This is a genomic window from Legionella sp. 27cVA30, assembly GCF_024160945.1.
Lineage (GTDB): Bacteria > Pseudomonadota > Gammaproteobacteria > Legionellales > Legionellaceae > Legionella_A > Legionella_A septentrionalis.
Window position 1 is genome coordinate 85,621 of record NZ_JAMYXK010000002.1, and the last position, 20,422, is coordinate 106,042.

Consider the following 20,422-nt stretch of genomic DNA (forward strand, 5'->3'; position numbering starts at 1 on the left):
GAGTTTTTGTTATGCGTCATCGTAATATCGGACGTAAATTAAGTCGTACAAGCAGCCATAGAGAAGCGATGTTTTCAAACATGTGCTGTTCTTTAATCAAGCATGAGTTGATTAAGACGACATTGCCGAAAGCAAAAGAATTACGTCGTTATATTGAGCCATTGATTACTACTGGAAAATCCGATTCAGTAGCAAGCCGAAGACAAGCTTTTGCTTCTTTACGTTGCAAAGAATCAGTTGGCAAATTGTTTACAACCCTAGGGCCAAGATATGCAAAGCGTCCCGGTGGTTATGTTCGTGTGTTAAAATGCGGTTTTCGTCCAGGCGACAATGCCCCTATGGCAATTGTTGAATTGGTAGACAGACCAGAAGCTACTGAGGAATAAAAATCAGTAGTAAAAAGCCAGGCTTGTCCTGGCTTTTTTGTTTTTTTATAAATCGTTTTAAGTTTCTTTTGTAAAGCCTGCGTTCAGAAGCTGGTACAGCAACATTGGAACATGCCGCTTCTGTCACCCAAGTAAGTTCAACTGTTATCTCCTTGCCTTTTATTATGATTGCGATGTGGTGTAGCCAAAGGAATATGCTTAACATCATCCATTGAAAAGTTGCTTAGACTAAAGCTTATTATGTGAGGCGTATCGGGTTGGATCTGCTATGCCTGCTTCGGCAAAACCTTTCTTGCGATACGTGCAGCTGTCGCAATACCCGCATGCCGAAAAATCAGAAGGATTGGCATTGTAGCATGATACGGTGAAAGCATAATCCACACCATTTGCAATCCCGAGCTTGATGGTTTCTGCTTTGCTTAAATAGAGCAAAGGAGCATGCACAGTTATTTTTTTACCTTCCACCGCATCTTTGGTAGCCAGGTTGGCTAGTTTTTCAAAGGCTTGTAGGTATTCAGGTCTGCAATCTGGATAACCCGAATAATCAACATGGCTGATGCCCAGAAAAATATCCTGAGCACCGATGCTTTCCGCATAGCCCAAAGCGATAGAGAGGAAAATGGTATTTCTCGCGGGCACATAAGTAATAGGAATGCTGGATGCACGGTCTTCTTTGTAGGCAGGTACAGTAATTGTATCTTCTGTCAATGCCGATGCGCCGAACATGTTTGGTGAAAGTTCAATGATTTTATGCTGCTTGATGTCAAAATGCCGGATAATATTTTTAGCTGCTTGTAACTCAATCGAATGCTTTTGCCCATAATTAAAACTGATGGGATAACAATCAAAATTCTGATTTTTAGCGAAAGCCAGAACTGTGGTTGAATCGAGTCCTCCAGAGAAAAGAATAACCGCTTTTTTCATAAATAAATGCTCTCGTGTTTACTGTGCGTACCTAATGACAGGCATGCATGTTTGCATAGGTATTGATGATTTTTTGAATGCATTCCACCCAACGGCAAAAATCATTCATAACATCTGGCCATGCAATGATTGAAAATTAAATGAAAGTTTACCCAGAAATCATATTCTAGCGAAAATAATCATTTTTATAAAATTTCATCATTGTAAATAAATGCGTTGGCGATTGTGTAATAAATTCTATAAAAGTCGAATTAATAGAGATTGTTTACTGCTCATATGTGGCTTTCTTGTCATGTTTTGATAGCAAATACCTGCAAGCTTATATTTGTAATTTTATACTATTTTTAAAATAAAAAGCCCAAATCCATGGGCTTATAAAATAATTAAACTTTACTCAGGCTTTTAGAATGGGATATCGTCATCCAGCTCATCAAATGCTTCTTGTGCGGTTTTTTGTGACGGTTTTACCGGGGTGTGAGAATTTTCATGGTGCATGGGAGGTGCTTCACTATAATTGTTTGCTCCCGCACCTGGACTCTTGCTGTCCAGCATTTGGATATCAGCAGCTACGATTTCAGTAGTGTAGCGATCCTGGCCTTGCTGATCTTGCCATTTTCGTGTGCGCAAGCTGCCTTCCACATAGAGTTTGGCGCCTTTGCGAATGTATTCGCCTGCTATTTCACCCAGACGATTAAAGCATACTACCCGGTGCCATTCGGTGCGTTCTTGTTTTTCCCCAGTTTGTTTATCTTTCCATGCTTCACTGGTTGCAACCGATAAAGTAGCGACCGCATTGCCGTTTGGCATGTAGCGGATTTCAGGATCCGTGCCGACATTGCCTACCAATATAACTTTGTTAATCCCGCGAGCCATTGAATTCTCCATTATGCGATAGTTAGCAAGCCATTATACTGAATATTTATGCCCTTGCGTAGAGTAAGAAGACACAGGATAACGACTAAATCAAGCCTTAAATAAGTTTTCTGCGCTGCCTGGTTTATAGCGGGATTTATCAATTCGCAAATAAATGATGCGTTCATCTGACGCCAAGGTAACCTGGTGCACACCTGGAATTTTGCCTAGCTTTGCGATTAAATCATTGCTTATTTTTTCATCAGGGAAAGGAACAAGTAAGGTAGTTTGATACAAGTTAGGCTGCATGGGCAATGCCACGATAAACCAGATGCAAGCCAGCAAAGTATTAATGAAGAATATGCCATTAATGCCTGCCCATTGAAATATGAAACCGGCCAGGGCACCACCAACAAAAATTCCCAGAAACTGACTGCTGGAGTAAATACCCATGGCGGTGCCTTTGCTTTCGGGATTCGCTTGTTTGGAAACGAGCGAAGGCAGGCTGGCTTCAAGCAAATTGAATACGACAAAGTATAAAAAAATTACCGTACAGAAGGCAAACCATGAGGTATGCAATGGAATGAGTATGCTTTGACATAATGCCGTTAATATCACAGCAGCTAAAAAAATCATTTTAAATTTATGTTTGCGTTCAGCAAAAACAATAAATGGGATCATGGCGATGAATGAGAATAGCATCAGCGGTAAATAAAAATGCCAGGATTGTGTTAAGTGGCCTTGCGCAATATGTTCTTGCAACAGCAAAGGGAGTACGAAAAAAGTAGAGGTTAAAATAAAATGTTGGGAAAAAATGCCTACGTTTAAACGTTGTAAGTGCGGGTTACTGATAACGGTTTTGAATAATTTAGGATTAGTTTCACTGTCGATATGAAACGGTTCCTTCTTGGGAGTTGGTATGACGAAATGCAACAAGAATAAGCCTAGAAAAGCCAGGATTGCTGTGAAATAAAATATGCCCGATAAGCCAAAATAACGCGTGATGGCGGGGCTTATGACCATGGCGAGCGTAAATGATAAACCGATGGTCGCACCGATTACCGCCATCGCTTTGGTGCGTTCTTCATCCGGTGTCAAATCAGCCAGCAGCGCCACCAGTACACTGCCAATTGCTCCCATTCCTTGTAAAATACGTGCCGCAATCATGCCGTAGATGGAAGTAGTTAATGCGCCCCATAAGCTTCCTAAAATAAAGAGTGTCAGGCCCAGGGTTAGCATAGGTTTTCTTCCCAAGCGATCGGACAACAAGCCAAAAGGTATTTGTAAAATGCCCTGGCTTAGACCATAACTTCCCAATGCTATACCAATTAAAGCGGGGGTTGCCGCTTGCAAAGTCGGGGCGTAGATAGTAAATACTGGAATTAGCATGAATAAGCCAAGCATGCGGAAGGAAAATATAGCCGCAATGGGGAAAACGCTTCGGGACCAAGTTTGTTTCATTACCGCGGTTCACACTAGCAAAACATGGCATGATGGTACAAAGATAGGTATGTAGAAACAAGCATAATCTTAAGGTTACCCAATAGTGAGCCACGTGTGAATAGTTTAATTGCAACGCTTGCAATGATAATAAATTATTCAATTTTGTGCAGATGATGAAAAATTACAGCTAAATAAATCGCTTGCAAAATATATTGCATAAATAAAATCTAGCTTGCATTTAATTCAAGGAATTGATTCTTAATTTTTCTTCATTCTCGTTTGAGGCTATTTTCTTCTCACTCTTTGTTTTTCACGTTCAGCTTTAAGTGAGTTATTGCTTTTTTCATGCGTTGTGACGTGCTGTTTGACAAAATTTTTACTGCTGCTGGAGTCCAGCCATAAGATCCATAGCTTCAGTTTTGCTAAATGCGCTCATGATTATGCTCAGATAATGCAAAGAATACATTAATTATAGGCAAACGCGCAGCAGCTAAAATCGAAAAATTACTGTAAGAACAAACTTTATTGACAGATGCATTGAATCGCGTTAGCTTGTGCATTTTTCTTGCAGAGATTGACTGATGAACCAGCTATTTGCCGATAGGGTTGCTTTAATTACCGGTGGGGCACGGGGTATAGGCCGGGCAACTGCCTTAAAATTAGCTAAAGCAGGCTGCGACATAGCCATTGTGTATTACAATAGCTCCGATAGTGCGCAAGCCTTAGTGGGCGAAATTCAGGCATTAGGCCGGCGGGCATTAGCCATTCAAGGCAATGTGGCGGATCATGCTTCCGTAAAGGAATTGATGGGGCAATTTCGCCAACATTTTTCCCGGCTGGATTTCTTAATCAGCAATGCGGCTAGCGGCGTGTTAAAGCCCGCCATGAAAATGTCCACCAAACATTGGCGCTGGTGCCTGGAAACCAATGCTTTGGCATTGAACCATTTAGCAAGCGAAGCGCGCGCCATGATGCCGCGCGGTGGACGTATTATTGCCTTATCAAGCTTGGGTGCGTCGCGTGCTATCCCCAATTATGCCTTTATCGGTGCTTCAAAAGCTGCGCTGGAAGCTTTGGTGCGCTCGCTTAGCCTTGAACTGGCGGAAGATGGCATCAGCGTCAATACCGTTTCTGCTGGCGTAGTCGATACGGATGCGTTAAAGCATTTTCCAAACCGTGAGCAATTACTGGATGAATACCAAGCGCATTCATTGGCAGGCCGCCCTTTATTGCCGGAAGACGTGGCCAATACCATTTATTTATTGTGTTTGCCGGAAGCGGAAATGATTAAAGGACAAATCATTTATGTGGATGCTGGATACAATATCATAGGCTAGACTTATTTCTTGCGTTATGATAGCTGCACTCATGAAACTTATGATATACTCCCGAGATTTGAAGATTAGTAAGCTCAGAGGTATAACATGAATGTAGAAAGCGTTTATCCCAAAGTTCGGGAAATTATCGCTGATGTATTAGTCATTGACGAAGATGAAATTTCCTTAACCAGCCGCTTAATTGGTGATTTAGGGGCAGAGTCTATTGATTTCCTTGATTTGGTCTTTCAATTAGAAAAAGAATTTGACATTAAGATCCCTCGCGGTCAATTGGAAAAAAATGCCCGTGGTGATTTGGCGGAAGACGAATTTGAGAAAGGCGGTGTCCTCACCGAGCCCGGTATGAATGCTTTAAAAAATTATTTAAGCGAAGTTCCGGCTGATCATTTTAAACCCAACATGAAAGTCAGTGAAATTCCTCTGCTGTTTACCGTGGAAACTTTTTGTAAATTAATCGTGGTTGCGGTGCAAGAGCAAAAAACTCGTGAACATGTGGCCTAATGCGTTTCTTATTTGTTGACAGAATATTGCAATTATCCCCTGCTGAATATGTATGTGGAATAAAGCATGTTACCTTTGACGACCATTACCTTTGCCAAGACGGTGAGGGTAAATGGTGTTTTATCCCATCCCTGATTGGCGAAACTTTGGGGCAGTTGGCGGCATGGAATGTCATGCTGCACAACGATTTTACCTCACGGCCTGTGGCAGGCGTAGTGGCGAGCGCTCATTTGCATCGTTCTGTGTACGTCGGGGAAACCCTGCTGCTGGAATCCTTTATCGATGCTTTGGATGATGCTGCGGTGCGCTACCATAGCGTGGCACGCGTGGGTGATGAAATCGTATTTCGTATCGAAAATGCCTTAGGCCCGTTGCTGCCGATGGAGGATTTTATTGCTCCGGAGTGCGTTCGCAGGCAGTTTGCGGAAATCAACAGGCCTGGCCACTGGCCCCTTGTTGCGCCGGCGGGGATTGAAATATTGCCTGCGGCGCCTGCACAAATTTCGTGCGCGAACATGTCTTTTGACCGCATTGTTAGCAGCACGCCTGGCGAGCAATTATGTGCCGAGAAATTCATTAACCGCGCCGCCTCTTATTTTCCTGATCATTTTCCCAATAAGCCGGTGCTGCCCATGACGGTATTGCTTGAGTGCAAGCTAAACCTGGCCCGCGAATTCCTTGCACGTGCCCAATTTACACAAGGCTATCAGGTTCGGGAAATGCGCAAGATCAAAATGAATGATTTCGTTCAGCCAGGTGATGTTATTGCTTGTCAGCTGAGCGTGAAGCAACGTGATGAAGAAGAACTCATCCTTGCGTTTCGCAGCGAAGTGGCAGGCAAGCGAGTTTGCGTTTTGGAAATGGTATTGACTGCAGAGGTGTAGTATGAAAAAAAGACGAGTTGCGATTACGGGCCTCGGCGTGGTATCCCCTTTAGGTAATGATGTCGTTTCTACCTGGAACAATTTAATGGCTAGGCAATCCGGCATCGCTGAAATAAAGCAATTTGATGCTTCTTGTTTTCCTGCCCGCATTGCCGCGGAAGTAAAAAATTTTTCTCCATCGCCCGAGTTAACCGGTAAGCACACACGTTTTGCCATGTCGTTTACCCATTTTGCTTTGGATGCAGCATTGCAGGCATTCAACGACGCGGGTGTTTTACCTACCGAACAAACGGCTTGCCGCTGGGGAGTAGTAACTGGCAGTGGCATGATGACGGCAGAATACGATTATCTGCATCGTTTCCAAGAAGCATGTGCAGCAACCGGTGAAATCGATTGGCAGCGCTTGCATCAAGAATCCCGGGAATTCCATAAGCTCACCGATTTTGGCAAAACCACGTCCAATTCAGGGTTGTCACTCTTGATCCAGCAGTTTGGTATCAAGGGTTATGCAAGTTCCGTGCATACGGCATGCGCTTCTGGCGGGCAAGCGTTAGGTCTTGCCATGCAAGTTATCCGGCGTGGCGATGCTGATTTTATGTTGGCCGGCGGCTTTGACTCCATGATAAATCCCTTAGGCTTATCCAGTTTCTGCTTATTGGGTGCCTTGTCTACGTTTAATGATACACCGCAAACGGCAAGCCGCCCCTTCGATGGCACACGCAATGGATTTGTTTTGGGTGAGGGAGCTGCCTTTTTAATCCTGGAAGCGTGGGAAAAAGCAAAAGCGCGTGGGGCACATATTTACGCGGAATTAGCCGGAGAGGGCAATACGCTCAGTTCCTACCGCATTACAGATTCCCATCCCAATGGCGATGGCGCCAGACAAGCAATAGAGCAAGCGTTGCGGGATGGCGGGGTTCGCCCGGCGGATGTGGATTACATTAACGCGCACGGTACTTCTACCAAAATGAATGATTTAAGTGAAACCAATGCAATAAAAGCAGTATTTGGCGAAACGGCATATCGCTTGCCGGTTAGTTCAACTAAAAGCCAGACAGGGCATTTAATTGCAGCAGCAGGAGCTCTTGAAGCCGTTTTATCCGTCTTAGCGATTAAACATGCACACGTGCCTATGACAGCAAATTTAACCACGCCTGATGCTGAATGCGATTTGGATTATGTTACAGAAGGCCCCCGTGAAAAATCCTTGGGCGTGGTATTGTCCAACTCCTTTGGTTTTGGCGGCTCCAACAGCTGTCTGTTGTTTAAGCATCCTGAATTTGAGGGAGCGTCCCATGAATAATACGCGACGTGTCTTTATTACAGGGTTGGGTGCGCTTACCGCTTCAGGGGCGACCTTGGAGCAAACCTGGAATGCCATTTTGACAGGCAAGCAAGGCATCGGTGACATCAAACAATGGGATTTATCTTCCTGGACCCATCGCATTGGTGGTGAGCTACAGAATTTCCAACCGGCAAAGATGCTTCCTGATCGTAAATTAATAAAAGTCATTTCCCGGCAGGATGTCATCGGCTTGAATGCTGCCATCCAAGCTGTGGAACATAGCGGTTTATTAACTTATCGCGACAGCCTGGAGGATGCGGAGCAATTTAATGATGAAACAGGAATTTATGTAGGTTCCCCAGGTAATAAATATTGCCAGCAATATGATTTCTTATCGTTAGTGAGTAAGTCTGGCAAGGACATGCAAAAATTTGCAAGCCAACTTTTCGGGGAAGTGCATCCCATGTGGTTATTGCGCATTTTACCGAATAATGTCTTGGCTTATACCGGTATCACCTATGGTTTTAAAGGCCCCAACCATAACATCACCAATCATGCGGTCGGCGGCATGCAAGCTATTCTGGAAGCATATCATGCAATCAAAAGCGGGCAGGCGGAACGCGCTGTAGTTGTTGCTTATGATTTGGGAACCGAACCCCAGGGCTTATTTTATTATGAAAAATTAGGCTTATTAAGCGCACGTCATTTAAAGCCTTTTGATAGCGATCATGATGGGACCTTGCTATCAGAAGGCGCCGCTGCATTAGTTTTGGAAAGCGAGCAAAGTGCTCGTGCGCGTTCGGCATCTTGCTATGCCGAGATCATGGGCGGCAAAGGGGCAACCGAGGCATCCGGATTATTTGCCCTGGAAGCGGAAGGCAAGCATTTGGCGGCCATGATGGAAGCTGCACTCGCCGAACAGGAAATCCGTAAAGAAGAGGTTGGCCTTTTGATTGCTCACGGTAATGGCAATAAACAATCCGATGTTAGCGAAGCGCATGCGCTCCAAAATGTTTTTGCTGATTACCATATTCCATTGACTTCTTTTAAATGGTCCATGGGGCATACTCTCAGTGCTGCCGGCGTATTGGATACTGCATTGGCAACGTATGCTTTGCACACCCAATGTATCCCCGGTATAGCGAATTTTGCCTCGCCCGCAAAAGGCTGTGAAGGCCTCAACATTTGCAAAGAACACCGTACCTTGGCGCCCACAAAACCCTATGCTGTGGTAGTCAACAGAGGGTTTGCAAGCATTAATACTTGTTTGGTGATAAAAGCTTGTGTCTGAATTAGTAAATTATATTAATCACTTGCCGGTCTCTTGGGCCGGCAGGCTAATTTATCATTGTTTACCTTATCGCCGGCAAGTGATTTTAAACAATATCAATCAGGCATTTGGCAAGATTTTAGACGAGCAGCAGCGAATTCATCTGGCAAAGGCGTTCTATTCACACCTTGCAACATCCCTTAAAGAAATGTGTGTGCTTCGCTTTATGTCTGAGGAAAAATTACGTGAAAAAGTTGAAGTGCGTGGCCATGAGCGTGTATTGAGCATTGCTGAAGCGGGGAAAGGCGTTTTAATTCTAACCGGGCATTTTGGTAATTGGGAATTTGCTCCATTGGGCGGAATTTTAAACTTTAAGCAGTTTAAAGGACAGTTCCATTTCATCCGTCGTACGTTAGGCAGCAAGACCATAGAAAGAATTTTGTTCAGGCGGTATTACCGCGCTGGCCTTCATGTCATTCCTAAAAAAAATTCTCTGCAGCAAGTCTGTACTGCCCTGGAAGAAAAGCATGCTGTCGTTTTCGTGCTCGATCAGCATGCTTCGCTGGCAAACCGTGACGGTATCGCAGTGGAATTTTTTGGTAAAAAAGCGGGCACTTATCGCAGCCTTGCCAGTCTCGCACGACATACCAATTTGCCTATCATTCCTGCGGCAAGTTACCGCTTACCCGATGGCCGCCACGTATTGGAATTTTTTGAACCCATTCCCTGGCAGGATTATGCAACCACCCAAGAATCCATTTACCGTAACACGCTGGCTTACAATCAAGCTTTGGAGCGCATGATTTTAGCCCATCCTGAGCAATGGATGTGGCTACATAAGCGTTGGAAATTAAAAGAACCGCATTAAGTTTTTACTGGCATTCGCTGGTAGATTACAGTTATAAATGTTAAACCTTACCCCGATAAAGCCGCGAAGCATCAAGCTATGCCAGCCTGGCTTCCCTAATTCCCTTATTTTTGCCAGAATGCCCGAGTAAATAAAATGAGTAAAGAAAATATCTCCAGCCGACCCGCCAGCATAGCAAAAATCAACAGCCACTTGCTCTGGAGGTTCAAATCGGTAAATGTAACGCTTAATGCTCCAATGCCTGCGCCCGCATTAGCAAGGCTTGCGACTATTGCAGAAAAAGCAGTGGTGAAATCATTTCCAAACGCCATAAAAACAATCATTAAGAATAAAAACAAGGCGATAAACACGGAAAGAAATCCCCACATGGATTGTAGAACGGGTTCTGCCAGTTGATGTTTGCCGAATTTTATCGGAATGATGGCGTGCGGATGCACCAAACGGATCATTTCACGACGGCTTTGTTTAAAAAGTAACAAGGTTCGCAATATTTTCACACCGCCACTCGTCGACGCAGCACAGCCCCCAATGATGGCAAGGAGGAGTATGAAAATGGGCAGGAAAGAGGGCCATGTACTAAAAGGTGCCGAGATAAACCCGGTAGTAGTTGCCAGGGAAATGACATTAAACAAACTGGTTATGAAGGCATGATGATCCGCTTTATAAAATTTGTAGGCAATGAGGCTTACCATTACTACAAGGCTTGAGATGAATAAAATAAGTATATACCAGCGGAATTCTTCGTCTTCCCAATAATGCTTAAGGTTGCGTTTCTTAAATGCCATAAAATGCAAGGCAAAATTGGTTCCGCCAAGCAACATGAATACGCAGGCGATCAATTCAATTGTATCGCTTTGATAAAATGCAAAACTAGCATCGTGCACAGAGAACCCCCCGGTGGATACTGTGGCGAAGCTTTCTCCTAAAGCATCAAACCAGTGCATGCCGGCGGCCCAATAGCACAGCATGCACAATAAAGTGAGTAAAAAATAAATAAACCACAAGGCTTTTGCCGTTTGCGCGATGCGAGGGGTAAGCTTCGTTTCTTTCATAGGACCTGGGGTTTCAGCCTGAAATAGTTGCATGCCCCCGACGCCCAGCATCGGCAGGATCGCTACAGCTAATACTACAATTCCCATACCACCCAAAAATTGCAATTGTTGTCGGTAAAATAACAGTGCATGCGGCAAACCCTCCAATTGGGTGATAATGGTGGCGCCGGTTGTCGTAAACCCTGAAACCGATTCAAACAAGGCATCTGTTAAGCCATGCGTATGGTCATCAATAGCAAATAAAAATGGCAGCGCGGCAAAGAAACATAAAACAAACCAAAATAATACAACGATGAGGAAGCCATCGCGTATTTTTAATTCCTGATGGTGTTTGCGGCAGCAAAACCAAAGCAATGTTCCTGTTCCCCAAGTAACAGTAAACGCTGCAACAAAAGGCATCCAAAATGCCTCATGAAAGATAAAATTAAAAATTAAAGGGGTAAGCATGCTCAAGCTGAAAATCATCAGCAGTAAGCCGATTAAGCGCAGAATGGTTTTAATTTGCATACAATTATAAACTTTTGTTGCTGCAGCTAAACCCAGTGTTAGCTGACAAAGCTTAAATTTACCTGAAAAAGTGCTTCTACATGGCGGACATAACGTTTTTTTAATAGCAGCAAAATAACATGATCCCCTGTTTCGAGCACCAATTCTTTGCTGGCAATGTACACTTTTTCCTCACGTACGATCGCGGCCAGGATGCAGGTAGGCGGCAATGCAATTTCATCAAGCCGGCGGCCAATGACTTGCGAAGTCTGCTTATCGCCGTGCACGACCAGCTCAATGGCTTCCGCCTCATCATGCAGGCGGTGGACTTTAATCATATTACCGCGCCGCAGCTTGGTAAGAATGCTGCCGATAGTAATGAGTTGCGGCGATATGGCATGGTCAATCGTGCTGTCGTCAATCAAATCAACATAAGCATTCCGGTTTACCAAAGCCATTGCGTGGCGTGTTCCCAACCTTTTGGCCTGCAGACAAGACATGATATTTGCTTCATCATCATTAGTAACCGCGCAAAACACATCGGTAAATTCAATATTTTCATTAACCAATAAATCCCGATCGGCGATGTCTCCTTGCAAAATGGTGGATTTATGCAAATGTGAAGCCAGGAAATTTGCCCGTTCAGCATTGTGTTCGATGATTTTAATACGATAGCGCGTCTCCAATGTCTGAGCGAGTTTTGTGCCTATATGGCCGCCTCCGGCAATAATAATTCTGCGATTAGGGTGTATGTAACGGCCAAAAGCAATCAAGGTTTGTTGAATGGCCTGGGGCGATGCGACAAATAAGACATCGTCTCCTTTCATTATCATACAGTCCGTTTCTATAGGAATTGCGGCGTTATTGCGAAATATTCCCACCACGCCCGCTTCTATGGCGCTTAGATATTGATCCAGTTCGCCTATGGTTTTGCCAACCATCATACTTTCTGCTTGTGTTTTAATGGTGACCAGTAAGACGCGTCCTTCGGAAAAATCAATGACCTGCGAGGCACCTGGATATTCAATTAAATTTACTATGTGCTCGGTAACCAATTGCTCAGGGCTAATGCAAGCATCCACCGGGATGTGATCATTGTGAAAAATTTCCGGGTATTGATAATATTGGTGTGAGCGGATGCGGGCGATTTTATTTGGGGTGCGGAATAAACTGTAGGCAATTTGGCAGCCCATCATATTAATTTCATCACTGTCGGTGACAGCAATCAACATGTCGGCTTGTTCGATACCGGCCTCAATTAATACGTTGGGATGCGAAGCACTGCCTTGTACTGTTTTTATGTCGAGGCGGTGCTGTAAATCGCGCAAGCGCTCGCCATTGATATCCACCAAGGTAATATCATTATCTTCATGTACCAGATTGTAAGCCAGGGTGCCTCCCACTTGTCCGGCGCCTAAGATCACGATACGCATGAGCATTCCTTTCCTAATGTCAGCATAATATCTTACCTTCATAAACGAATGCGGCCGGGCCAGTCAAAAAGATGTCTTTTTGCACATCAGGCCAAAAGACAAGCAGACTGCCTCCAGGTAGGTCCACTTTGACGGTTTCACCCAAACCATGGTAGAGCCGGCCCACAGCGGCGGCAGCTACTGCACCGCTACCGCAAGCACGCGTCTCCCCGCACCCGCGTTCATAAACCCGCAATGCGATCGATTCCGCGTTTTGGATTTGCATGAAGCCGACATTGGTTTGTTCAGGAAACAAGGGATGTTCACAAATAAATCGCCCCAAATCAGTTACCGGTGCTTCGGCAATGTGGTCGGTTATAAGCACAGCATGTGGATTGCCAACATTGATTGCATGAAATTCACATGTGCTTTCATTATCCAGAGGGAGAGAATAAACTGGTTGCAGGGCCATCCTGTTTAAAGGGATTTTTTCAGGAAGTAACTGCGGCTTTCCCATGTTTACTGTGACCGTATCATCGGGATTAATATGAAGTTGCATACGGGTAGTTTTGGTAGCAACTGTAATGGCTTTTTTATCAGTCAGTTGATAATAATGAACAAAGCGTGCCAGACAGCGAGCCCCATTTCCACATTGCCCCACTTCTTGCCCGTCTGCATTGAATATACGGTAAAAAAAATCGCAATCTGCAGCGCGACTCGCTTCAATCAACAAACATTGATCAAATCCGATACCAGTATCTCGCTTGCTAAGCATGGCGATGCGTGCTCGGGTCAGGTTAACGGACTGGCGGATGGCGTCAATCACGATGAAGTCATTCCCCAGTCCATGCATTTTTGTAAAATATAAAGTCATTGCTGTTTAGCTTCATGGTTAGTTTGGGAGTCAGGCAAATACAATGGGCCTTTTTGTCCACATGCAGTCAAAAAAATAAACAATAATACACTTAGAAATAAGACGGGCTTGTTTTTTTTCATCTTCGCTCTCTGGCGTCACAGCAGGGATTAGAGTTTCGAAACTTTATGCATCATTGAGCAAGAAGTATATACCATAATTCAAATAGCTCCCAATGCCTTACCTGTATATCGAGAAATGCCTATGGCTGCATGGTTATTGCCTTGCTATGCGAGCATCTATTAGCGATAATTTGAGCTTTTGTCGGAGAGATGGTTGGACGCATACATAAAAGAGCAGGCAAATCCCAAAGCTTGTGTAATTTGGATGCATGGGTTGGGTGCTGATGCACAAGATATGGCGGGATTGACCGAGCAATTATCGATAAATATTCCTGTACGGCATATATGTGTGAATGCCGCGGTACGGCCGGTCACGATGAATAATAATTTTCCCATGCGCGCCTGGTTTGACATTGCCAATTTGGATTTTAATGAATTTGGTGAGCCAGCAGGAATATTCGATTCCGAACGCATGATCCAAGAAATCATTGCAAACCAAATTGGGCAAGGGTTAACTCACGAGCAAATTTTCTTAGCAGGGTTTTCCCAAGGGGGGGCCATGGCTTTATTTGCCGGATTGCGCAGCTCAACCCCTTTGGGAGGAATCATCGCGCTGTCAAGTTTTTTACCCAATGTATTGCAGGTGCAGCAAATGCATAAAAACATACCTGTTTTTATGGCGGCCGGCATTTACGATCAAATCGTTTTACCTGTGTGGACGAAAGCCAGTATGAATTGGCTGCAAGCGCAAGGATTTGCCAATATTACTTACCGCGAATATCCGCTTGAACATTCGATTTCAATGCAGGAAATACAAGATTTATCCCATTGGTTTAATCAACAATTGCCAGTAGTAAGTGGAGGAGCCCGATGACCATAGTAAAGAAATCCCGGGTAGTGTCTTATTCATGCGAACAAATGTATGATTTAGTGAATGATGTAGAGCGTTATGCTGAATTTCTACCTTATTTTTCCAAGACCTTGGTTCACCATCGTGATGCAGACGAGGTACAAGCGACTCTGGTGATTGCGGCGGCGGGCATGAGTAAATCATTTACAACTCGCAACCGTCTGCAAGCAAATAAAATGATTGAAATTCGTTTAGTGGATGGGCCCTTTAGCCACTTGGAGGGATTTTGGCGTTTTGACGAGGTTCCGGAAGGCTGCCACGTTTCATTTGACCTGGAGTTTGATTTTGCCGGCCGTATGCTTTCCATGTTATTGGGCCCTATTTTTGAGCAAATTACTGACAAAATGGTAGACGCTTTCTGTAACCGTGCCCAGGTTTTATATGGAAACGGTTGAATTGGTATACATTCCTCTTAATGGCGAGCCTGTACACCTGCATTTGCAGGTGCCAACCGGCACCACCGCCAAAGAGGCAATTCATAGAACGGGTTTGCAGGAAAAATATCCTGAAGTTGCCTCTTTGCCAATTGGAATTTTTTCCAAACCGATATCGCCCGATACGGTGCTAAAAACCGGGGACCGGATTGAAATCTACCGGCCACTGTTGGTTGATCCTAAAGAAAAAAGACGGCAACGAGCACGCCGCAAAATGTAGGTGCAAATTATTGTCGTTGCTGAAATTTACAAGTGTTTTACCTTAAGAACACTGGGGCGAAGTTAAGAGCCTGGCAATACAGGAGGATAATATGGCTTATACGGATATATTGCTCACAACTTATCCAGCGCATAAATCGCGTAATGTAGGTGATGCTCTTATCGCTCATTCGGCAATGCGTTTAATCAAGGCGCGTAATCCGCAGTTTGCGCCCTTGACATTATTTCGTGAAGCATCGCTGGAAAATTATGATCAGGGGCAAATCAAAAATATTATCGCCCCTGGATTTTCTATTTCCCCAAGCACTTACCCTGATTTATATCGTTTATACAATAACCTTGAAAACATGCCGGCGTTTTTTCCAATAGGATGTTCTTTTCAAAATGTCTCTCCAACCGCGTTTACAACAGTGGAATACGATAAAAAAACCCTTGAGGTATTAAATTTTTTGACGGCTAAATTCGGTCCTTTGCCTTGCCGCGATCAGCTGATTGTAAACATGTTAAATCGTTTCAATGTCCCAGCTGTTTATAGTGGTGACCTTGCCCTTTTTGATGAAGAATATTTACATAAACCATTCATTCCCCCTAGTCCAATACGCTCCATCGTGATGACTCTGCAGCATCATCCCAAATATCAGGAGCAATCGTTACGTTTGTTACACCTTATTAGGCAAATTTTTCCGCAGGCGGACTTATTTGTTTCTATGCACAGTAAACCCAATCCAATGATGAATTTTATTGCAGAAGAGGCGGAAAAAATTGGTTACTCAACTCTTCGTTTGTCGGGTAACGTGGACAACCTAGACCAATATAATCCCATGGATCTTCATATAGGTTATCGGTTACACGGCCACATAGCTTTTTTGCGAAAACGTAAGGCTTCCATATTATTAGTAGAAGATGCAAGGGGATTTGGTTTTGCCCGTACGGCAGGTACTAGCCATGGTTGTTTTCCTGCATTTTTATTTGATAGCTTTGCAGCTGATTATTCGATATTAGATTGTGTTAAAAATTTCCTTGCAAGACAAATTGAAGAAAATTTCGAGGGCTATAAATCTTTATTTAACTTTTTAGATAAGACCTATAAAGAATTTATAGACCCCTATTTTGCAAAAATTGCGCATAGAGTGGGCATGGGCAATTGCTAGCCAACTGTAAAATAATTTAGCGAGCCTTGCGGAAAATCACTTCAGTATAGTCATGAAATACCGGCTCATCATTTGCATGCCATTTCGGGATGGTTTCATAATTTTTTCCCGGTAAGATAATAGGGTCATAATTAGCGCCAACTTTTGTTTCCAAAAAACGATAATTGGTATTATGAAGCACCAAAATTCCACCAGGACGTACGCGAGTATCTAATAAGGTCACTATATTTTCAAATTCTGAAAATGGGAATTTGAGCTTGAGATTTTTAATTACGAGTTCGTATGCTAATAATTTTTTTTGCGGGTCTTCGTTTTCCACCAAGGTATGCCAATGAGGTTTTTTCATAAATTGATACTGCAATTCTAGCAATACAGACATACAGCAAACTAAGTCATATTGGTCATTATCTTGCCAAAACGTCTCGTAGGGTAAAATGTTAATATTCGCCTCAAGAGCACAAAACTCGGTGGCTTTGCCTACCATCTCAGATAAAATATCTGTGCCAAAAATTTTTGCGTTTGGAAAAAGCTCTTTCAAAGTGAGGCATTCTTCGCCACTTGAGCAACCAAAAGAGAGAATATGACGAAAATTTAAATCAAAAGCTTTGTGTATTTGCTGTAAAAACAGGAATAGTTCTCGATAACGATGCATACAAGTGTATGTTTTGTGAACTAAAGGTCGCAAGGTGCTAACATTATCCAATTAAAACTCCTTGTTATTAGTGTATCCACGCTCTACCTAATTTTTATAGTAAATTTTAAATGCATAAATTACTATTAATTCTTTTATTTAAACATAATCAATTCCCTGCTCTCCCTTAATTACTGAAGCAGCAACTATTCCTATAATAGATAGCTTTATCACATACTAATTAATAATTAACAGGAAGTTAACTGATGAACCCATATCAAGATCTTGACGAGACAAAATTTTGGCGTACTGGAGTGGTTGATTCTCTGGCAACGGGTGAGATATTTAAGATATGGCAGCCTAAGTTTCCTGTGAGTAAAGATTCTACATTCCTTACCGTAGGTTCGTGCTTCGCCCAGCATATTAGCAGGTGGCTTATAAAAAATGGGTATGTGTGGTTAGATTCTGAACCAGGTCCTCAGGATGTTAGTCCCGAGGAATTAAAAAACAACGGTTATGGGGTATTTTCTTTCAGGACCGGGAATATATATACAGTATCTCTGTTAAAGCAATGGCTCGCCCAAGCTACAAATTCCATGCCAATAATAACGGAATACTATCATGAGAATGGAGTTTATTACGATCCTTTCCGGCCTCTTATTCCCACACATGGATTCTCAAGTAAAGAAGAGTTACAAGAAGCTCGCATACAAACATTTGTGAATATGATTGGCGCGATTGCAAAGGCTGATGTTTTTATTTTTACTCTTGGATTAACAGAAGCGTGGGTTAGTACGGCAGGAGCTGTTTATCCTGTCTGCCCTGGAACCATTAAGGGCGTTTTTGATAAGCAAAAACATATTTTTGTAAATTATTCTTACATGGAGGTATTGGAAGATTTGCTTTGGGTAATCGATACGCTCAATAATATTAACCCGCACTTAAATTTTTTACTCACTGTCTCGCCAGTCCCTTTAACAGCCACTGCTTCAAATCAGCATGTTCTTGCCGCGACTATGTATTCAAAATCGGTATTGAGAAGTGTGGCCGGGTATCTTTCTAACTGCAAAAATAATGTCGATTACTTTCCATCCTATGAATTGATAGCTTCATTTCCGTTAAGAGGCAAATATTTTGATTCCAACTTAAGGACGGTGACTCAGGAAGGCGTTGATTTTGTAATGCGGCACTTTGAAAAAGGTATTACTCCCAGTCATGAGAGAAAATTTGCAGATAGGTTAGAAGAATTAGTCGACCAACAAGACGTAATTTGCGAAGACGTCCTACTGGAGGCATGGCAAAGAAAAGATATTAAGTGTGTAAATAGCAAAATTTGTTTGCTTGGTGATAGTCATATGGAAAAGCTCTCGAGGAGCTTTGACAAATTAAAAATAGAACATATAGGTGGTATGGTGATGGCTGGTAAGCGTTGGGCTTCCAATGAAATTGAACTCGATGATGATAAGGTTTTTGCGCCCATGGTAATTTCTCCTGTTTGGGAGGAAATTATCCCATTTCTTAAGACGATTAGTGGGAATGAAGAAAAAATTGTCATCACAAATATAGGCATGCAGTCTCATAAAAATGTTTTAGCATTCAGGAAATTTCTCGATAAGAAAAATGTTCAACATTTAACTCCGTCTCAATTTGAAGCTTGGTATAAATCAAAAAATCTTAAAAATATAGAAGTGATTAGGCGATTGCGTGAAAAATGTAAGTTTAAGGTCATTGTTTTAACGGACCCTCCTACTCAGGCAATAAACGAAGCACTATCTGGCATTTTAAATTTTTGGGAATTATACGATGAAATGACAGAAAGTCTTTTTACCTCTATGGGTTGTCAGGTTTTAAATGCCAGAAAATATATTTTTTCCATCGGATTTGATAATTCTTACTATGCTGTAAATGCCGAAGTCCAAGACTGGATACATGGCAGTGAGCAATATTACGATGCAATTGCTGAGAAACTTTTCAGAATGATAAATGCTAAAAGCCCAGTTAACCAAAACGATAGTCTCTGTGGTACAGAATAGCAGAGACTATCGTGCACGGATTTAATTAGGGGTTATGCTGTATACGCACTAATTGTCCATGTCTGAAATATAAAACAAGGTTGCGCTGTTGCATTGGGCCGTTGCCCCGCCGCCAAGTATACGCATAATCCCAGCGGTCTTGCGTGAATAATGGGCTGATTAAACTTGTGCCCATCAAGATGGCAACGTCTTCTTTGCTCATGCCAACATGCAGGCGTTCTATTTTAGATTGGGGCAACAAATTTCCTTGTTGCACCGCCCGTCGTGAAAAATCATAAGAGGCACAGCTGGGTAGGGTCAATACAAAAGCAACACTGATGAGAATGGTTTTAATCCGCATTTTTTTGCCTAGGAGAAAAATCCGCCATCATACCATGGCAGATTGGGAAAGACACTAGGACTATAAATTGCAAGCGTTTCCGCGCTTTGTTAAAGTTAGCCAACTTGTTTGGATAAGTTTTGTCATGAGTAGTATGACTAGGAGTGTTTGTGGAAGAAAGCCAGCAATTGAAAGATGCCGGACTTAAAATTACCATCCCGCGTTTGAAAATTTTACAAATTTTGGAGCGTTCTTCTCAACATCATTTAAGTGCTGAAGACGTCTATAAAACGTTAAAAGAAATGGGAGAAGAAGTTGGCTTGGCCACGGTTTATCGGGTGCTTGCACAATTTGAAACAGCGGGTTTGATTAATCGTCATAATTTCGAAGGCGGATATTCCGTGTTTGAGTTAAGGCAAGATGAACATCATGACCATTTAGTTTGTATTAAATGTGGCCGAGTGGAAGAATTTTTCGATGAAATTATTGAAAAAAGGCAGAAGCTTATCGCTGAAAAAGCACAATTTGAAATGACGGATCATGCTTTAAATATCTATGGAATATGCCCGGAATGCCAAGCGCTTGCACTGCGAGAATTAAAATAAATCGCGTTCAACTAAGGCGGGTAAATTCTTGGCTTGTTCGATCCAGGATTCTAGATGTGTTACATTGGGCAGCTTTTTTACCAAATTATTTTGCTCATTAATTTGTTGCATATGGCTAAGCAGCTTCTTGGAGTTGCTTTGTGCCAGGGCTGGCACGGAATCAATGCGAACTTGCAGCAGTAATTCAGCATAATCGTCGCCAATGCCGCTAATCCTTGCTAAATCGGCTTGTTGTGTCCATTTTAATAATAATTTTGCATTGATGCCTAATTGTTTTGCCAATGCCTGACGCTCTTTGCGTGGACCGCAGCGGGCTAATAATTGCTCCTGATGTTCAATGCCAACCTGCTTTAACAATTCCGTAAATTTGACACCGATACTCTCCAGATTGGCTATTTTTTGCATGTACTGCTCCATCTTTTGATGCGGGCAATTAAAGTATAGT

Annotated in this window: 23 protein-coding genes; 13 read left to right on the plus strand and 10 right to left on the minus strand. The window is 42.9% G+C overall.

Annotated features, from left to right (window positions below):
• Positions 1 to 11 precede the first annotated feature (11 nt).
• Positions 12 to 386 carry a 50S ribosomal protein L17 gene (rplQ, locus tag NKV53_RS05655; RefSeq protein WP_127111540.1) on the plus strand — a complete coding sequence of 125 codons (375 nt, stop codon included), beginning with the start codon at positions 12 to 14 and terminating at the stop codon, positions 384 to 386.
• A 228-nt stretch (positions 387 to 614) separates the two neighbouring features.
• On the opposite strand, the gene queC is transcribed toward rplQ, so the two are convergent.
• From queC to NKV53_RS05670, 3 genes are all read right to left on the minus strand, one after another.
• A complete protein-coding gene (gene queC / locus NKV53_RS05660; protein ID WP_127111539.1) occupies positions 615 to 1,310 on the minus strand; it encodes a 7-cyano-7-deazaguanine synthase QueC in 696 nt (231 codons plus the stop codon).
• Positions 1,311 to 1,712: 402 nt separating this feature from the next.
• On the minus strand, positions 1,713 to 2,183 hold the full coding sequence (ssb, locus tag NKV53_RS05665; protein ID WP_127111538.1) for a single-stranded DNA-binding protein: 471 nt from the start codon (positions 2,181 to 2,183) through the stop codon (positions 1,713 to 1,715).
• Positions 2,184 to 2,273: 90 nt separating this feature from the next.
• A complete protein-coding gene (locus NKV53_RS05670; protein WP_253350841.1) occupies positions 2,274 to 3,623 on the minus strand; it encodes an MFS transporter in 1,350 nt (449 codons plus the stop codon).
• A 563-nt stretch (positions 3,624 to 4,186) separates the two neighbouring features.
• Between NKV53_RS05670 and fabL the strand changes: the two genes are divergently transcribed.
• The 6 genes from fabL to NKV53_RS05700 all read left to right on the plus strand — a co-directional run bounded on the left by fabL (position 4,187) and on the right by NKV53_RS05700 (position 9,750).
• On the plus strand, positions 4,187 to 4,942 hold the full coding sequence (gene fabL, locus NKV53_RS05675; protein ID WP_126954274.1) for an enoyl-[acyl-carrier-protein] reductase FabL: 756 nt from the start codon (positions 4,187 to 4,189) through the stop codon (positions 4,940 to 4,942).
• An 87-nt stretch (positions 4,943 to 5,029) separates the two neighbouring features.
• The gene (locus NKV53_RS05680) at positions 5,030 to 5,443 is read left to right on the plus strand and encodes an acyl carrier protein (protein ID WP_126954273.1); all 414 of its coding nucleotides are present in this window, start codon (positions 5,030 to 5,032) and stop codon (positions 5,441 to 5,443) included.
• Positions 5,443 to 6,327 carry a hydroxymyristoyl-ACP dehydratase gene (locus NKV53_RS05685; protein ID WP_126954272.1) on the plus strand — a complete coding sequence of 295 codons (885 nt, stop codon included), beginning with the start codon at positions 5,443 to 5,445 and terminating at the stop codon, positions 6,325 to 6,327. Before NKV53_RS05680 ends, NKV53_RS05685 begins: the two co-directional genes overlap by 1 nt.
• Before the next feature lies 1 nt (position 6,328).
• Positions 6,329 to 7,630, plus strand: a complete 1,302-nt coding sequence (locus NKV53_RS05690) for a beta-ketoacyl synthase (protein ID WP_126954271.1) — start codon at positions 6,329 to 6,331, stop codon at positions 7,628 to 7,630.
• A complete protein-coding gene (locus NKV53_RS05695) occupies positions 7,623 to 8,903 on the plus strand; it encodes a beta-ketoacyl synthase (protein WP_126954270.1) in 1,281 nt (426 codons plus the stop codon). Before NKV53_RS05690 ends, NKV53_RS05695 begins: the two co-directional genes overlap by 8 nt.
• A complete protein-coding gene (locus NKV53_RS05700; RefSeq protein WP_126954269.1) occupies positions 8,896 to 9,750 on the plus strand; it encodes a lysophospholipid acyltransferase family protein in 855 nt (284 codons plus the stop codon). Before NKV53_RS05695 ends, NKV53_RS05700 begins: the two co-directional genes overlap by 8 nt.
• Positions 9,751 to 9,854: 104 nt before the next feature.
• Here the strand turns inward: NKV53_RS05700 and NKV53_RS05705 are convergent, their stop codons facing one another.
• The 4 genes from NKV53_RS05705 to NKV53_RS05720 are packed head-to-tail and all read right to left on the minus strand — an operon-like array spanning position 9,855 to position 13,696.
• Positions 9,855 to 11,309, minus strand: coding sequence for a TrkH family potassium uptake protein (locus tag NKV53_RS05705; RefSeq protein ID WP_126954268.1), 1,455 nt, complete (start codon positions 11,307 to 11,309; stop codon positions 9,855 to 9,857).
• Positions 11,310 to 11,347: 38 nt separating this feature from the next.
• Positions 11,348 to 12,721: a Trk system potassium transporter TrkA gene (gene trkA / locus NKV53_RS05710; RefSeq protein ID WP_126954267.1), complete on the minus strand. Its 1,374-nt coding sequence runs from the start codon at positions 12,719 to 12,721 to the stop codon at positions 11,348 to 11,350.
• 19 nt (positions 12,722 to 12,740) lie between these two features.
• Entirely contained in the window at positions 12,741 to 13,574 is an 834-nt protein-coding gene (gene dapF, locus NKV53_RS05715) for a diaminopimelate epimerase (protein ID WP_126954266.1), read from the minus strand.
• On the minus strand, positions 13,571 to 13,696 hold the full coding sequence (locus NKV53_RS05720) for a lipoprotein (protein ID WP_126954265.1): 126 nt from the start codon (positions 13,694 to 13,696) through the stop codon (positions 13,571 to 13,573). Before NKV53_RS05720 ends, dapF begins: the two co-directional genes overlap by 4 nt.
• 193 nt (positions 13,697 to 13,889) lie before the next feature.
• On the opposite strand from NKV53_RS05720, the gene NKV53_RS05725 reads away from it, so the two are divergent.
• The 4 genes from NKV53_RS05725 to NKV53_RS05740 all read left to right on the plus strand — a co-directional run bounded on the left by NKV53_RS05725 (position 13,890) and on the right by NKV53_RS05740 (position 16,389).
• Positions 13,890 to 14,549, plus strand: coding sequence for an alpha/beta hydrolase (locus tag NKV53_RS05725; RefSeq protein ID WP_126954264.1), 660 nt, complete (start codon positions 13,890 to 13,892; stop codon positions 14,547 to 14,549).
• Positions 14,546 to 14,980 (plus strand): type II toxin-antitoxin system RatA family toxin, encoded by a 435-nt coding sequence (locus tag NKV53_RS05730; RefSeq protein ID WP_126954263.1) that lies wholly within the window; start codon positions 14,546 to 14,548, stop codon positions 14,978 to 14,980. Before NKV53_RS05725 ends, NKV53_RS05730 begins: the two co-directional genes overlap by 4 nt.
• Complete coding sequence (locus NKV53_RS05735) at positions 14,967 to 15,239, plus strand: RnfH family protein (RefSeq protein WP_253350843.1); 273 nt, start codon at positions 14,967 to 14,969, stop codon at positions 15,237 to 15,239. The genes NKV53_RS05730 and NKV53_RS05735 overlap by 14 nt, the downstream gene beginning before the upstream one ends.
• 91 nt (positions 15,240 to 15,330) lie before the next feature.
• Entirely contained in the window at positions 15,331 to 16,389 is a 1,059-nt protein-coding gene (locus NKV53_RS05740; RefSeq protein ID WP_253350845.1) for a polysaccharide pyruvyl transferase family protein, read from the plus strand.
• 16 nt (positions 16,390 to 16,405) lie between these two features.
• On the opposite strand, the gene NKV53_RS05745 is transcribed toward NKV53_RS05740, so the two are convergent.
• Positions 16,406 to 17,092: a class I SAM-dependent methyltransferase gene (locus NKV53_RS05745; RefSeq protein WP_253350846.1), complete on the minus strand. Its 687-nt coding sequence runs from the start codon at positions 17,090 to 17,092 to the stop codon at positions 16,406 to 16,408.
• 194 nt (positions 17,093 to 17,286) lie between these two features.
• On the opposite strand from NKV53_RS05745, the gene NKV53_RS05750 reads away from it, so the two are divergent.
• A complete protein-coding gene (locus NKV53_RS05750; protein WP_253350848.1) occupies positions 17,287 to 19,053 on the plus strand; it encodes a GSCFA domain-containing protein in 1,767 nt (588 codons plus the stop codon).
• Between the two features lie 25 nt (positions 19,054 to 19,078).
• On the opposite strand, the gene NKV53_RS05755 is transcribed toward NKV53_RS05750, so the two are convergent.
• On the minus strand, positions 19,079 to 19,393 hold the full coding sequence (locus NKV53_RS05755; RefSeq protein WP_126954261.1) for an outer membrane protein assembly factor BamE: 315 nt from the start codon (positions 19,391 to 19,393) through the stop codon (positions 19,079 to 19,081).
• Between the two features lie 149 nt (positions 19,394 to 19,542).
• On the opposite strand from NKV53_RS05755, the gene fur reads away from it, so the two are divergent.
• The gene (fur, locus tag NKV53_RS05760; RefSeq protein ID WP_127111300.1) at positions 19,543 to 19,977 is read left to right on the plus strand and encodes a ferric iron uptake transcriptional regulator; all 435 of its coding nucleotides are present in this window, start codon (positions 19,543 to 19,545) and stop codon (positions 19,975 to 19,977) included.
• On the opposite strand, the gene NKV53_RS05765 is transcribed toward fur, so the two are convergent.
• Positions 19,969 to 20,382, minus strand: a complete 414-nt coding sequence (locus tag NKV53_RS05765; RefSeq protein ID WP_253350849.1) for a DUF4332 domain-containing protein — start codon at positions 20,380 to 20,382, stop codon at positions 19,969 to 19,971. The two genes, fur and NKV53_RS05765, sit on opposite strands and share 9 nt — an antisense overlap.
• Positions 20,383 to 20,422 lie beyond the last annotated feature (40 nt).